Source organism: uncultured Maribacter sp., from assembly GCF_963974015.1.
Lineage (GTDB): Bacteria > Bacteroidota > Bacteroidia > Flavobacteriales > Flavobacteriaceae > Maribacter.
Window position 1 is genome coordinate 242,926 of sequence record NZ_CAXBBZ010000001.1, and the last position, 15,137, is coordinate 258,062.

A 15,137-nucleotide genomic window follows, 5' to 3' on the forward strand; every position below is an offset into this window, starting at 1 on the left:
CTGCTAATCCATTATAATTTTAAACTGATGCTTTAGTCCGTTATATCCATCCAAATCGGCTTTTATCGCCCCTACCGCTAAATCTGCCTTAATCCTAATTGGAATTCTATTATCATCATTAGAAACCCAAAGAGACAAACTCTCTTGTTCTTTAAATACACGACCAGATTGTACTAAAGGCCTAAATTTTAGGCACTCTACCTTTCCGTATTTTGTATTGACAATCTCCTTGCCTAAATATTTAAGTTTAAAGTTAAAAACACCATCATCATCATAAAGCATTTTTAAGGTAATTGCTTTCCCCTCTTCAAGGTCTTCCGTTTTATAGTTGTTCCTTAAGAAGTAAAAAGCAGATATTAAATCTTGTATATTGTCCTGTAATGTAAAATTAAGCTTTTTCTTGTTTTTTCTATCATTAAGTTCAGCATTAGACTTCTTATGATCAAAGTTTATTTCAACGTCTTTCGTATAACCGCCTTCATTAATTTTTCTAATAAATCGATATGGTTTTCCGTCATTTTTATCAAAGTAACTTTCATAAGTATCATCAACTTTAAAAAACCAACTAGCAACACCAGTTGTCTCACCATGCCCAACAACATGATAGACTGGCTTCTCATTAATGGTCGCTGAATTAACTTGCAATGTGGCATAACTAGCATTCAAAAATCCATAATGCATTCTAAACTTTAACCACTCTCCTACGTTAAAAGCAGAATTTTCATTTTGACTTTGAGCAATAAAAAAAGAAAAAAGAAAGATAAGTATAATCGATTTTCGCATAGCCTTCAATTTAAAGTAAAAGTAGTAATTGATAGATTTCAATTACTATTGTTACAATATCTTAAACAAAATTTATTCCAAAGTATTGCACAAAAAAAGCCCAGTGTAAAAACTGGGCTTTTCCTAAATAACCAACCAAACTTTAAATTATGAAAAACCACTACTTAAAGTTGTAAGGGAACCACCCCTTAGCTGATGTAAATTTAAGGCACAATATCATTCCCAACGCACGGTTTAACTTACTTTAATGATAACCTTAACAGTTATTCACACTTCAATTTAATATTTGGGAAATTATTAAGAATTACAGGCAGTTTAGAAAACTATTATTCAACCTAGAACCAATAGCCTACACTCACGAAAAATTGTGATCTTTCAGTTTCTGGCGACCAAGAGTACAAAAGATTAACAGGGCCTAAAAACGATTCCCAACCATACCCAAATCCATAGCCCGAATATGTTGGTGCTTTGAACCAATCACCTGTTCTAAAAAGGTCGTCATCTACATTGGCAAAATTAGCTGTGAACAATGCGTGGTTTTTTTTTGCGAACTCAAAATCTAATCTTGCATATGCTTTAACAAAACTATTACCTGGCAGGCTTAAAAAATCATACCCAACAAATTGAGTGAAATTATTTATAAAATCTGTACCGTAGCCTCCAAGAACAAAATCATATGTTGTTACATTAGAGGTTCCCAATTTAAAACCCCCTTCAGTTTCTAGATTTAAGGATAGATTTTTTGCGAAAGGAAAGGCCACGCCCATTCTAGCTTTGGATACAGAGAAATCTTTAAAGTTATTATTAAAATCTGAGGATAAAACATAATAATGCATGTCACCGTTAAAATACAACCCTCTAGATGGAAAATACTTATCATCATAAGTATCTAGCTTTAACGACCCATATGCACTTACATAATTACTTTTCTCAAAATATGTTCGCCCATTGTCTGTAGTGGTGTTTATAGAAATATCAGCATCGGGTATATCACCAAATGTTCTAGTACTGTACTGCAAATGCTTAAATTCAGCACCAAGAGTAAAAGCAAATTCCTCTTTTATAACAGTTTGAATATATAACTGATTAGTAAAATCAGACACAGCAAGGTTTATCGTATTAATTCTCGAACTTGGGGTAACATCGAAATTGTCTCCTATAAGGTCAAAATCTATCTCCTGTTCAAAATCATTAAATCTAGAATTAATCCCAAAACTCCAATACGAACCCTTATCTACATAATATTCAAAATTGTACCTAATATTATCACCTAAAATCAAATCAAAAGACGCTACATCATCCTTAGATAATATTCTACGCTTGGTAAGATTAATTATAGCTGCACTTTTATATAAATCATCAAAATGAGCTCCTAATCTTAAAAAAGAGGTGTTGGGAGTTTCATCTAGGGGCAAAATTAAATCCTCACCATCATTTATATTTTTTAATAATTTATATTTAATAGTTTTAAAGTTACCTGTTGCCGCCAAATTACCAATACCTTGCTGTAATTTCTTAAAGGTTATAGATTCATCTAAATCAAACCTTAGCTTACCTTTTACATATCCTCTAGTATGACTTGTGTTGCCATCAATCAACAATCTGTTCACAGTTAGCTGCTGATTCGCATCGACGGCAGGTATTGGACTTTTATCTTTTTTAGATTTTGTCCCCAATTTCCTAAGCTCATCTATTTTTAAATTTGCAGCATCTACCCCTGTTTGAATAATAGCATTTAATTTATTGAATTCAATTACAGAATATTTTTCTATTTGTGGCTTTATATAGACATCGGTTTTTGCAGATTTTATTTTCATATCTGCCACTGTTCTATAATTATTAATTTGCAATAAAATTTCTGTCGCAGACAAAAGAGCCTCCCTTTCAGATAAATCATGCTGCACATCTACACCTATAATAATATCTGCACCCATCGCCAGAACCTCATCGATTGGATAGTTATTGACCACGCCACCATCTATTAAGACCTTATCGTTTATTACTGAAGGTTCAAACAGTGAAGGTAATGTTCCACTGGCCAAAATTGCTTCTGGCAAATAACCAGAATCTAAAACAACCTGTTTACCTGTTTCTATATCCGTAGCCACACAAACAAACGGAGTAGGTAATTCATCAAAGTCTTCAATATCTTTCACGTGATACAAAAGTCTAACCAATTCATTATATATATTTTGTCCACCTGAGTATGCAGGTGGAACGGAAACCTTAAAATTATTGAAAGGCAAGGTTAACGAATATCGCTCAGAGTCATCTTTTTCATAAAATGTTTTAGCACTTCTTGGAAGGTTATCTTGAATAAGCGTACCGAAATTAGTTGCGTTAAACATGGAATCTAACTCCGTAGCCGTATAACCGGCAGCATACAAAGCACCAACAATTGCCCCCATACTTGACCCTCCTATATAATCTAATTCTATACCAGCCTCCTCAATTACTTTTAAAGCACCAATGTGCGCCATTCCTTTTGCTCCACCTCCGCTTAACACTAAACCTATCTTTGGCCTTTCTTTATATGAATCTGTCTGCGCGATCAGGCACAAAGAGTTAAGCAACAATACTGTCATTACCATCATCACTTTGTTGAAATCGAAACTATTCTTTACGAAAAGACTCATATATTTTTTTTGCTTTTGAGACTCCAACTTCTTGGCTTAGGTTTTCTATAGTAGCCTCTTTTATGCGTTTAACAGATTTAAATTTTTTCAATAATTGTTGAGCTGTTTTTTCACCTACTCCATCTATACCCTCTAATTGGGAATTAATAGCCCCCTTACTTCTTTTATTTCTATGAAATGTTATACCAAACCTATGCGCTTCATTCCTTAAAAATTGTATAATCTTTAAACTTTCAGACTTTTTATCTAAATAAAGCGGAATCGGATCTTCTGGAAAATAGATTTCCTCTAACCGTTTTGCAATTCCTATTATAGCAATTTTTCCTCTTAACCCTAAAATATCAAGACTTTTTAACGCAGATGACAATTGCCCTTTTCCACCATCGATTACAATAAGCTGTGGAAGTGGCTGCATTTCTTCTTGTAACCTTTTATATCTGCGATAAACAACTTCTTCCATTGAAGCGAAGTCGTCTGGCCCGGTTACCGTTTTTATATTATAATGTCTGTACTCTTTTTTAGAAGGCTTACCATCTTTAAAAACAACACATGCAGCTACCGGATCGCTCCCCTGTATATTACTGTTATCGAAACATTCTATATGCCTTGGCTCTGCAGATAATCTTATATCTTTCTTCATTTGAGCCATAATCCTATTCGTATGACGATCAGGATCAATTATCTTAATCTGATTAAAGCGTTCTTGCCTAAAGAATTTGGCATTACGTTCAGACAAATCTAGTATACGTTTTTTATCTCCTAATTTCGGTACAGTAACTTTCAACCCCGCAGGCACAGCTAATTTAAAAGGAACATATAATTCTTTAGAATCTGATTTAAAACGCTCCCTAATTTCAACTATAGCAAGCTCTAGTAAATCTTCATCTTGCTCTTCAAGTTTCTTTTTTATTTCCATCGTATGCGACCTAATTATAGAACCATGGGCCAATTGCAAAAAGTTTACATAAGCGAAAGAATTGTCAGAAATTATACTGAATACATCAACATTACTAATCTTAGGATTAACTATAGTTGACTTTACCTGGTAGTTTTCCAGTACATCTATTTTGTCCTTAATTATTTGAGCCTCCTCAAACCTCATTTCCGCAGCCAACATCTTCATCTGCCCTTTAAAATAGGTAATTGACGATTTAAAATTTCCTTTTACAATTTGACGAATGTCTTCTATCTGTCGGTCATATTCTGCAATAGTTTGGTGGCCTTCACATGGGCCTTTACAATTACCTAAATGATATTCTAAGCAAACTTTATACTTCCCCGCATTTATTTTCTCTGTAGACAAATCATAATTACACGTGCGCAAAGGGTAAACACTTTTTATTAAATCTAAAAGAATTCTAACCGTTTTCATGCTAGTATACGGACCGTAATACTCTGACCCATCTTTTATAACTCGTCTGGTAGGAAAAAATCTTGGAAAACGCTCATTCTTTAAACAAAGCCAAGGGTACGATTTGTCATCCTTTAGTAATACATTATACCGAGGCCTTAACTCTTTAATCAAATTATTCTCTAGCAATAAGGCATCCGACTCTGTTGGAACAACAATATGCTTGATAGACCTTATTTTTTTTACCAACACCCGAGTCTTACCATACTCATGATTTTTATTAAAATAAGAGGAAACCCTTTTCTTTAAATTCTTTGCCTTGCCAACGTATAGAATACCGTCAGTACTATCATAGAATTGATAGACCCCTGGACTAGAGGGCAAAGAACTTAATTGTATGTTTAAGGGGATTTCAGACATATTTTTTCACTACTAATTTAGTCTATAAAAATCAGTTTAAATTACACTACAATACTATAATCAACAAACAAAATTCTGTAAAATACCCTTGTCACCAAAATTGTGAACATGACATTATTTTAATTAAATACCGCTATATCTTAAAATTATTAACCCTTATTTTATTGTATCGCCAATTCGCATTTGGAGTTGAAAATTTAATTCATTGAATATCAATAATTTATATAAAAATTGTTGTCCTAATATTTACTAGTATGTTAATTTTTATTAAAATATGTGCACTTAAACGATAAAAAAGTACTTTTCATAGATTGATATTAATTATTTTACTTATTTTTAACTCAATAACAACGCAGGTTAGTTCAATTTAATACTAGAATATCATGGAAAGCTATATAATTACCTTAGGAACATATCTTATTTTAATGTTATTCTTCAAAGTGTTTTTTGCTGTTGCAGGTAAAGATTAAATTAGTAACTACTAGAGCTAAAATTACTTCACAATGCTGAAGAAAGATTTACGCTTAAAATATTCAAGATTACGCAATTCAATTACCCCCCTTCTTTTAGACCAACAAAGTATAGCTATTGCAAATTCTGTTTTGCAATTACCCATATGGGAAAATCAATATTTCCACATATTTCTTCCTATTGAAAAAAACATAGAAATAGATACAGAAGGTATTATTTCTATTCTTCTTGGTTTTGATAAAAATGTTATTGTACCAAAAATTATTTCGAATACCGAATTAGAACATTACTTACTTACCGATAACACAAAATTCAAAACCAATTCATTAAATATACCAGAACCCGTTGATGGTATAACAGTACCTCCTAATAAAATTGATGTTGTTTTTATACCGCTTTTAGCATTCGATAAACTTGGTAATAGAATTGGATATGGCAAAGGTTACTATGACCGTTTTCTAAGTCAGTGTAAGACTAATGTAATAAAGATAGGCTTATCTCTTTTTGAGCCAGAAGATTTAATTGAAGATATCGTACCAACTGATATTCCACTAGATTACTGCGTTACCCCGAAAAAAACCTATACCTTTTAATATTCTTGATTCCTTAATGAATCATTTTCCAATTCGGTTGAAGTTTCATCTTCTTTGTGAAAGGCCTTTTTGTTAAAAACCAGTAGAATACCAACCCCAGTACTTATTGCAGTATCCGCAATATTGAAAACTGGCTCGAAAAATCTAAAGTTTTGTCCGCCAACTCCCGGCACCCAACTAGGCCATGTGGTATCTACCATAGGAAAATATAGCATATCGACCACCTTACCATAAAATAATTCACCATAAGGCTCCTCAGAAAAAAGAGTGGCAACCTGATTGTAGCTATCATTAAAAATGATACCATAAAATAAAGAGTCCAAAATATTACCTAATGCGCCAGCAAAAATCAAAGACACGGCCCAAATTAATGTAGAAGAAGCTTTTTTCTTAATTACATCAAAAAGCCAATACCCTATTCCAAAAATCGCAAACAATCTGAAAATTGTAAGCACTAATTTTCCCATATTATCGGAAATTGGTAAAATGTCACTCAACTTGGCTCCCCAAGCGGCGCCTTCATTTTCAATGAAAAGAATTTTAAACCAGTTCAATACATCTACTGATTCACCCAACACAAAATGGGTCTTTATATATATTTTACTCCATTGATCGATTATAAGAATCAATAAAATAAATAGTACAGATTTTTTAATATTCATAGGAGTAATTCAAAGAGCGCAAAAATATAAATATTATTCGGTTTTACTTAATTCTATATTTCCAGTTACCGTTTGTAGTTTATAAATGAATAATCCTTCAGGAATTGGATTAAATGAGACTATACCATATTTGCTGTTCGCATTTATTTGTGCAGATCTTGCGAATACACGGATAGATCCACTTTGCGTCTTTACATTGGCATTGCCCACAATATTATGCAACTCACATTCCCCGTCGGATAAGGAAACATCTAATTCCTTATATTTTCCTTCTAATATAACTCTTGAATTAGTTCCATACACTTCTAACTTCTTGAAGTAGGGAATAGTAATCTTCAAAAGAATTGAAACAACTTTATGAGCGCTTAATTTATCATTAGGATTTTCAAAACTTGGTGCAAACCCAGCCTCAATTAAAACAGTGGTACCGTTAGTGTTAACTTTTAAATCTAGATCTTGACTATACTCACCTTCAATTTCAGCTTCAATATTAATTTCATTGCCGTCACCTGTATGAAATTCAACCTTAAAACAATTAGCAGCATTCACTTGAACCAAGCTTATGTCATTTGCTCCTATCGTTCTATATAAATTCTTCTGCCCTTTTAGACTTAAGGAAAGCAAGAGTAAACAACAAACAAAACAAATCTTCAAAGTATAGTTATTAAAAAAACGCCTCTAAAGGCGTTTTAATTATGATTGCATGTTTTTAGCTTCAATGCTTAGCGTAGCGTGCGGCACCAGTTTTAACCGCTCTTTATTAATAAGTTTACCTGTAACACGGCATATACCGTAAGTTTTGTTTTCTATACGCAATAATGCATTTTTTAAATCACGAATAAATTTCTCTTGTCTAATCGCCAATTGCGTATTCGCTTCTTTGCTCATTGTCTCCGACCCTTCTTCGAAGGCTTTAAAAGTAGGTGACGTATCATCCGTACCATTATTACCATCGTTCATATAGGCGCTTTTCAAAAGTTCTAAATGACTTTTAGCCTTTACTATTTTATCTTCGATCAATACTTTGAATTCTGCCAAATCTTTGTCAGAATACCTTACTTTTAAATCTTCTGCCATCTTTTTAATATTTTTCAATATACAATTTAGTGTTCACCTCGTCAAAAGCAATTTCGACACCTTTGTTCAATTCTTCTTCAATACTTAATTCAGCCGTTAAAGTCTCTGTTTTAATATAATCTAAATTATCCATAATAGCTACTTCAACAAAACCGTCCTTTAATATTTTAATCGCAATTTTATCAGTCACTTCAAAACCTGAGTCTTTTCTCATATTTTGAATTCTGTTGACCAACTCTCTAGCGACACCTTCGTTTCTCAATTCTTCATTAATAGTTACATCTAACGCAACCGTCAATTTACCAGAGGTTGCCACCATCCATCCTTCAATATCTTGAGAAGTGATTTCTACATCCTGTAACTGTAAATTAATACTTTTATTTCCTAATTGGATTGTTAATTCGCCATCCTGCTCAATTTTTTGGATATCATTCTGAGTAAAAGCACCAACTTTCTGAGCGATTTCTTTCATTTCTTTACCAAACTTAGGGCCTAACGTCTTGAAATTCGGCTTTATACGCTTTACAAGAATACCAGAAGCATCATCCAGTAATTGAATCTCCTTTACATTCACTTCAGATTTAATTAATTCTGAAACCGCTTCTATTTCTTCTCTATCCTTATCGTCCAATACAGGAATCATTATTTTCTGTAATGGTTGACGCACTTTTATTTTCTCTTTCTGACGGATAGATAACACTAAAGAAGATATTATCTGTGCTTTCTGCATTTTCACCTCCAAGTTTTTATCTATTAGTGATTCGTCAGCAACCGGAAAATCTGCCAAATGCACACTTTCGAAACCTTTCTTCACGGTAGCTTTATTTAAATCTAAATACAAACGATCCATGAAAAAAGGAGCGATTGGAGCAGATAATTTAGCTACAACATCTAAACATGTATATAAAGTTTGATATGCAGCAATTTTATCTTGAGCATATTCGCCTTTCCAAAAGCGTCTTCTACACAAACGTACATACCAGTTACTCAAATTTTCTTGTACAAAATCTGATATTGCTCTCGCTGCACGTGTTGGTTCATAATCATCATATGCATTGTCCACAACTTTTATCAAGGAATTTAATTCAGATAATATCCAACGATCTATCTCAGTACGGTCAGCCATAGGTATATCGTCTTCGGCGTATGTAAAATTATCTAAATTAGCATATAGGCCGAAAAAGGAATACGTATTATAAAGTGTGCCAAAAAATTTACGCTTAACTTCTACTATACCTTCGGTATCAAACTTTAAATTATCCCAAGGGTTGGCATTGCTAATCATATACCACCTTGTAGCATCTGCTCCATGCTCGTTCATAGTCTCAAAAGGATCAACCGCATTGCCCAATCGTTTAGACATCTTTTTGCCTTCCTTGTCTAAGACCAGTCCGTTAGAAACTACATTTTTATAAGCAACAGAGTCAAATACCATAGTTGCAATAGCATGTAATGTATAAAACCAACCACGAGTTTGATCAACACCTTCTGCTATAAAATCTGCCGGAAATGTCTTTCCTTCATCTATTAAATCTTTGTTTTCAAATGGATAATGCCATTGCGCATACGGCATAGAACCACTATCGAACCAAACATCTATTAAATCGCTTTCTCTCTTCATTGGCTTACCTGAAGCAGAAACCAACGTAATCTGATCTACTATATTTTTATGTAAATCTATTTTATCATAGTTCTCTTCGGACATATCGTTCACAATGAAATCTGCATAGATATCTTTCTCTAAAACTCCCGCTACTACAGCTTTTATCATTTCAGATTTCAACTCTGCTACAGAACCTATGATTATTTCTTCCTTACCATCTTCTGTTCGCCAAATTGGCAATGGAATACCCCAATATCTAGATCGGGACAAATTCCAATCATTGGCATTGGCCAACCAATTACCAAATCTACCTTCTCCGGTAGCTTTTGGTTTCCAATTAATGGTTTGGTTCAACTCGAACATACGATCCTTAACATCGGTTACTTTTATGAACCAAGAATCTAATGGATAATATAAAATTGGTTTATCGGTACGCCAGCAGTTAGGATAACTGTGCACATATTTTTCAACCTTAAATGCCTTATTCTCTTCTTTTAATCGTATGGCTATCTCTACATCTACAGAGCGTTCAGGCGCTTCACCATCCTCATAATATTCATTCTTGACGTACTTGCCACCCAACTCCTTTAATTCAGGTCTGAATCTACCTTGTAAATCAACAAGAGGCACCAAGTTTCCATTTTCATCCAATACTAACATTGGTGGAATTTCTGGCACTGCTTGTTTGGCAACAAAAGCATCATCAGCACCAAAGGTCGGGGCCGTATGTACTATACCCGTACCATCTTCAGTAGTAACGAAATCTCCGGTAATTATTCTAAACGCATTTTCCGCATTTTCATACGGAAGTACATAATCTAACAACTGCTCATATCTGATTCCCAATAGATCTTCACCCTTAAATTCTTTTACGACGTAAAAAGGGATTTTCTTGTCACCCGCGGTATAATCTAATAATTCTGACTTATTAGAAACTTGCTTAAACTTTCCTGCGAATTGCTTTCCTACCAAATTTTTGGCAAGTATAACGTTCATCGGCTCAAAAGTGTATTGGTTATATGATTCAACCAATACATAGTCTATTTTAGACCCAACGGTCAATGCCGTATTCGATGGCAAAGTCCAAGGTGTAGTCGTCCAAGCTAAGAAATAAATAGTGCCTTCATTCTGTAAAAATTCAGGCAATGTTTCTTCTACCGCTTTAAACTGTGCCGTTACCGTTGTATCCGTTACATCTTGATAGGTGCCTGGCTGATTTAGTTCATGCGAGCTAAGTCCTGTTCCTGCTTTTGGCGAGTATGGCTGTATGGTATAACCCTTGTAAATTAATCCTCTTGAATAGATTTGTTTTAGTAACCACCAAACGGTTTCCATGTATTTGGATTTGTAGGTGATATATGGATCTTCCATATCTACCCAATACCCTACTTTTTCAGTCATGGAATTCCAAACATCGGTATACCGCATTACCGCTTTCTTACAGGCAGCATTATACTCCTCGACCGATATCTTAACTCCTATATCTTCTTTTGTAATACCCAACTCCTTTTCAACCCCTAACTCAATTGGTAGTCCGTGTGTATCCCAACCGGCTTTTCGCTTAACCTGAAAACCTTTCATGGTTTTGTACCTAGGAAATATATCTTTTATGGTACGCGCCATTACGTGATGTATACCAGGCATACCGTTTGCTGATGGTGGACCTTCATAGAATACATAACTATCCTTACCCTCACGGGTAGAAATACTTTTTTCAAAAATGTCATGCGCTGACCAGTAGTCAAGTATCTCTTCTGCGACCTTTGGTAAATTCAAACCTTTATATTCTGCGAACTTCATACGAAATGCTTATTGTACTGGATTTTTAAGGCTGCAAAATTATAAAATTTAGTTTTAATTTAAGTGAAATGACGACACTGATATACCTCTAACTAACTGATTAGATTAAATAAGAGCAAGTTTAACGTCTAAAAAGCAAGTTGAACCGTAAATAACATCAAACAATAACCATTTTAACGTAACACGATGAAAAAAGTAATTTTAGTATCATTAACAATTTTAGCACTAAGTATGTCATTTTCTTGTAGAGATACCGTTGATAAAGCTAAATCTGCAACTGAAGAAGCTGGCGCTGCATTAGAAGAAGCAGGAAAAGATTTAGAAGAGGCTGGCGAAGGTGCAATGGATGCCGCTAAAGAAGCAAGCGAAAATGCAATGGAAGCTGCTGAAGGTGCTGCAGAATCAGTAAAAGAAGCTGGTGAAAACGCAATCGATGCCACTAAAAAAGCAGGTGAAGAAGGTATAGACGCAGCAAAAAAAGCTGGTGACGATCTAAAAAAGGCAGTTAAAAACTAAATTTAATTACCCTATAATTTTAAAAGACCCGTATAAAACGGGTCTTTTTTTATTTAAAAATGATACCCTATTCCTAATATTAAATTTTTTCCCGGAGCTACAATACCAGATGAATATGTTCTATATCGCTGGTCTGTTATATTCTCTAAACTAGCAGTAGCTTTTAGGCGATTGGTAATATCGTATTGCGACCGAAAATTTAAGGTGTACCAAGAAGGAGCATAAGGATTACCGTTTTCATCTAAAGCATAGATATATTCTTTAGATTGTTCTGACATTGCGAGATCCTTATACTCAATTTCGCCATTATAATTCACAAATAAATCTGTTCGCAGTCTTTGGTTTTTCCATACAATATGAAAATCTCCAAAAGTCGGTGCTGCATGACGAGCAGGTGTTTCAGTGCCATCATCTTCCTCTTCTACACCTTCAGTTATGGTAAGGTTAGACGATAAAGACCATTGTTCAGTAAGGTATGCCTCTAAACCAAATTCAAAGCCATACACATAAGCCTTAGCCGCATTCTGTATTGCTTGCACATTACTAAGCTCGCCTCCATATTCAAATTCAGAAACACCATTGTAACTAAAATCTCGACGTACCAAAGCATCTACCAAATACGTGTAGTAAGCCGTTCCTTTCAAAATAAACTTATCGTTAATATTTCGTTGGATACCAATTTCAGCATTATACGCATATTCAGGCTCTAAATCTGGATTAGGAACTACTACCGACCCTGGCTCAGAATCAAATATCTTGCCTACATCATCTATATTTGGAGCTCTAAAACCAGTAGAACCATTTAAAGTGATTTGAAAATTAGCTCTTGGAAACCAGCTGAAACCTAAACTACCGGTTAATGCTCCCGTACTTAAATCTGCAGTCTCAAAAGGAAAATTATAATAGGTGCCATCAAAAACGGCATCTACCCAGACGTGGCTGTAACGCAAACCGGACATAATCGTGAAATTTGGTTTTGCTTTATATTCACCATTTACATAACCTGCCAAGCTTTGCCAAGTAGAACCATCTGGATATCTAGATGCAGCATCGGTTTTATTATCAGTATCGATATTTAAATCGAACCCATAAGACCTTACTTTGTTATATATATACTCTGTACCATAATAGAGTCTAAAATCACCCATCTTCTTATTTTCAAGATCAATATTCATATTCAAAGCATCAACTTTTTCCATCGTGGTATTTAAGACCACATCTTGAAAATCTCGATTACTTCTACTTTCTTCAAAATGTTGGTAAGCAAGTCCTAATTTTAATCCATCATAAAATTTTCCATTCCCTTTTTTTTGAAGTTGTGCATTGCCCATAAACCATTTTTGAGGTCCATAATACCATTTAGCCGAACGAAGTCCTAATCCATCACTTGTTGGCCTAATCAATCTGTCATATCTAGAATAATCTGAAGTTTCTGAATAGTATGCGCCAAGGTTTAAATCCCATTTCGTATTGGGTTTATAAAGAAACTTTTGCATTAGGTTTATTTGATCGTAGCCGGTAGGAATTTGTTTTTCAGGTGAGTCATTATTCACTAACTCATCTACGCCGTTAACTGTTCTAACATATGCATTTCGTAAATATGAATCAGGGCCATGTAAACCCATTCTTAAATCTTGAAAATTATTGTAGGTAATACTTGTTAAAGAGGACCAATCCTTTTTGCCAATATTAACATCAGCGTGCACCGTGTTTTCCATATTTGCAGACGCAAACCTATAATTGCCATTACCTTGTACCAAAAGACTATCGTTCTGACTTAAAATAGGCTTCTTGGTATAAAAATTCATTACCCCACCAATGGCATCACTACCATAAATAACCGACCCAGGGCCAAATATAACCTCGGTATTTTTTATAGTAAAAGGATCAATAGATATTACATTTTGAATATTCCCTCCTCTAAAAATTGCATTATTCATTCGAACCCCATCTACAGATAGTAATAGCCTATTAGTTGCAAAACCCCTAATCATAGGACTTCCACCTCCTAATTGACTTTTTTGCACAAAAATTTTACCGCTATTTTGAAGTAGATCTGCAGAAGATTGTGGCGATGAAAAAGCAATTGACCTTGCATCTAAAGAAATAATTCTATTAGGAATATCTCTTTTCTGTTGCTCCCATTTAGAAACTGACATTACAACTTCATCCAATTGCTGGGCCTTCATAATCAAATACACCTTTTGACCCTGTCTCCTAATTTGCTGTATGGTTGATTTATACTCCTCATAGCCTAAGTGTCTTAAAATCAGACGCTCTTTATCAGTGAAAATTGAACCGTCGATTACCCCGTCAAAATTTGATAATGCGATTTTCGACTTATCTTTATTAAAAACGGCTACGTTTGAGATTACCTCACCACTATCCGCATCTAAAACAGTTATCTCTTGGGCATGACTAAACAAAGTCATCAAAAAAAATACGGCAAACAGAAATTTATACATATGTATTGAAAACTTCATTTAACACGGCAAGTGATTTTGGTTTCCTGAAACCTTGTAAGTGTAATTCAAAATAAAGTATCAGGGATTTCAACAATTCTTGGCGGTTGGTTTTTTTCATCTTTACGTTGTGTATAGTATCAAAATTTATGCCCAAGAAGGTCTTGAAATAATAAATATTTTCACCTCTCAACATCGGATTTAATGATTCTACCGAAACAAATTCACCTTCTAACAAATCAAAATATGGCTTATCTATCTGATACACATCAGGATAAAACCCTAAAAATTTCGTGATTGATAACATAAAAAATAAATGAAAATTAGCAATATCCTTATGTATATCCAACCACTGTAATGAAGCTTCTAAAAATTCGAATAATTCTTCGTTTCGTTCTTCTTCCCGAATACTATTCACCAAAAGCTCTGCTAAAAATAGGGTCATAGCATTTTTAGCCATATCTGCGTAAAGGGATTGATAATGATAGTAAACCTTAGCTTCGTGTAGTGTTTCTAATGTACCTTTATTTCTATGGTTTGCGACAATTTCTAATTGTGTTAAAGGTTGAAAATAAGCGGTCTTTAATTTCCCCTTTTTAGATGATAACACACCTCGCAACAAATAGGATTTTATACCGTCTGAGGCGGTAAATACTTTAACGATAAGACTCGTGTCGCCATATTTTAATGCAGAAAATACTATCGCTTTTGTTGTTACCTGCATAATAAACCATCTAATTCAACAAATATAATAGTTTGCATA

The 15,137-nt window shown here is 34.1% G+C and carries 11 protein-coding genes; 2 read left to right on the forward strand and 9 right to left on the reverse strand.

The genetic code is table 11. From position 1 onward, the window contains the following. Positions 1-3: 3 nt before the first annotated feature. The 3 genes from AACZ41_RS01060 to uvrC all read right to left on the reverse strand — a co-directional run bounded on the left by AACZ41_RS01060 (position 4) and on the right by uvrC (position 5,190). Complete coding sequence (locus AACZ41_RS01060) at positions 4-783, reverse strand: DUF3108 domain-containing protein (RefSeq protein WP_339625619.1); 780 nt, start codon at positions 781-783, stop codon at positions 4-6. 335 nt (positions 784-1,118) lie between these two features. After that, the gene (locus AACZ41_RS01065) at positions 1,119-3,419 is read right to left on the reverse strand and encodes a patatin-like phospholipase family protein (RefSeq protein WP_339625621.1); all 2,301 of its coding nucleotides are present in this window, start codon (positions 3,417-3,419) and stop codon (positions 1,119-1,121) included. Next, entirely contained in the window at positions 3,397-5,190 is a 1,794-nt protein-coding gene (gene uvrC / locus AACZ41_RS01070; RefSeq protein ID WP_339625623.1) for an excinuclease ABC subunit UvrC, read from the reverse strand. The genes AACZ41_RS01065 and uvrC overlap by 23 nt, the downstream gene beginning before the upstream one ends. Before the next feature lie 503 nt (positions 5,191-5,693). Between uvrC and AACZ41_RS01075 the strand changes: the two genes are divergently transcribed. Next, positions 5,694-6,254, forward strand: coding sequence for a 5-formyltetrahydrofolate cyclo-ligase (locus tag AACZ41_RS01075; protein ID WP_339625625.1), 561 nt, complete (start codon positions 5,694-5,696; stop codon positions 6,252-6,254). On the opposite strand, the gene AACZ41_RS01080 is transcribed toward AACZ41_RS01075, so the two are convergent. From AACZ41_RS01080 to ileS, 4 genes are all read right to left on the reverse strand, one after another. Then, positions 6,251-6,916, reverse strand: a complete 666-nt coding sequence (locus AACZ41_RS01080) for a lipoprotein signal peptidase (RefSeq protein ID WP_339625627.1) — start codon at positions 6,914-6,916, stop codon at positions 6,251-6,253. The two genes, AACZ41_RS01075 and AACZ41_RS01080, sit on opposite strands and share 4 nt — an antisense overlap. A 33-nt stretch (positions 6,917-6,949) precedes the next feature. After that, positions 6,950-7,540 carry a DUF4097 family beta strand repeat-containing protein gene (locus AACZ41_RS01085; protein WP_339625629.1) on the reverse strand — a complete coding sequence of 197 codons (591 nt, stop codon included), beginning with the start codon at positions 7,538-7,540 and terminating at the stop codon, positions 6,950-6,952. 69 nt (positions 7,541-7,609) lie between these two features. Further along, on the reverse strand, positions 7,610-7,993 hold the full coding sequence (locus tag AACZ41_RS01090; protein WP_091621127.1) for a TraR/DksA C4-type zinc finger protein: 384 nt from the start codon (positions 7,991-7,993) through the stop codon (positions 7,610-7,612). Between the two features lie 4 nt (positions 7,994-7,997). Beyond that, on the reverse strand, positions 7,998-11,396 hold the full coding sequence (gene ileS, locus AACZ41_RS01095; protein ID WP_339625634.1) for an isoleucine--tRNA ligase: 3,399 nt from the start codon (positions 11,394-11,396) through the stop codon (positions 7,998-8,000). A 186-nt stretch (positions 11,397-11,582) separates the two neighbouring features. Here ileS and AACZ41_RS01100 point away from each other — a divergent pair, with 186 nt between their 5' ends. Then, positions 11,583-11,912 carry a hypothetical protein gene (locus AACZ41_RS01100; RefSeq protein ID WP_339625636.1) on the forward strand — a complete coding sequence of 110 codons (330 nt, stop codon included), beginning with the start codon at positions 11,583-11,585 and terminating at the stop codon, positions 11,910-11,912. Positions 11,913-11,965: 53 nt separating this feature from the next. Here the strand turns inward: AACZ41_RS01100 and AACZ41_RS01105 are convergent, their stop codons facing one another. After that, complete coding sequence (locus AACZ41_RS01105) at positions 11,966-14,344, reverse strand: TonB-dependent receptor (protein ID WP_339625638.1); 2,379 nt, start codon at positions 14,342-14,344, stop codon at positions 11,966-11,968. A 25-nt stretch (positions 14,345-14,369) separates the two neighbouring features. Further along, complete coding sequence (recO, locus tag AACZ41_RS01110; RefSeq protein ID WP_339625640.1) at positions 14,370-15,098, reverse strand: DNA repair protein RecO; 729 nt, start codon at positions 15,096-15,098, stop codon at positions 14,370-14,372. Positions 15,099-15,137: the final 39 nt, after the last annotated feature.

Bases quoted from the DNA above. Each gene is read 5' to 3' on its own strand.
- AACZ41_RS01060 (WP_339625619.1), bottom strand. From the start codon at position 783: ATGCGAAAATCGATTATACTTATCTTTCTTTTTTCTTTTTTTATTGCT.
- AACZ41_RS01065 (WP_339625621.1), bottom strand. From the start codon at position 3,419: ATGAGTCTTTTCGTAAAGAATAGTTTCGATTTCAACAAAGTGATGATG.
- uvrC (WP_339625623.1), bottom strand. From the start codon at position 5,190: ATGTCTGAAATCCCCTTAAACATACAATTAAGTTCTTTGCCCTCTAGT.
- AACZ41_RS01075 (WP_339625625.1), top strand. From the start codon at position 5,694: ATGCTGAAGAAAGATTTACGCTTAAAATATTCAAGATTACGCAATTCA.
- AACZ41_RS01080 (WP_339625627.1), bottom strand. From the start codon at position 6,916: ATGAATATTAAAAAATCTGTACTATTTATTTTATTGATTCTTATAATC.
- AACZ41_RS01090 (WP_091621127.1), bottom strand. From the start codon at position 7,993: ATGGCAGAAGATTTAAAAGTAAGGTATTCTGACAAAGATTTGGCAGAA.
- ileS (WP_339625634.1), bottom strand. From the start codon at position 11,396: ATGAAGTTCGCAGAATATAAAGGTTTGAATTTACCAAAGGTCGCAGAA.
- AACZ41_RS01100 (WP_339625636.1), top strand. From the start codon at position 11,583: ATGAAAAAAGTAATTTTAGTATCATTAACAATTTTAGCACTAAGTATG.
- AACZ41_RS01105 (WP_339625638.1), bottom strand. From the start codon at position 14,344: ATGACTTTGTTTAGTCATGCCCAAGAGATAACTGTTTTAGATGCGGAT.
- recO (WP_339625640.1), bottom strand. From the start codon at position 15,098: ATGCAGGTAACAACAAAAGCGATAGTATTTTCTGCATTAAAATATGGC.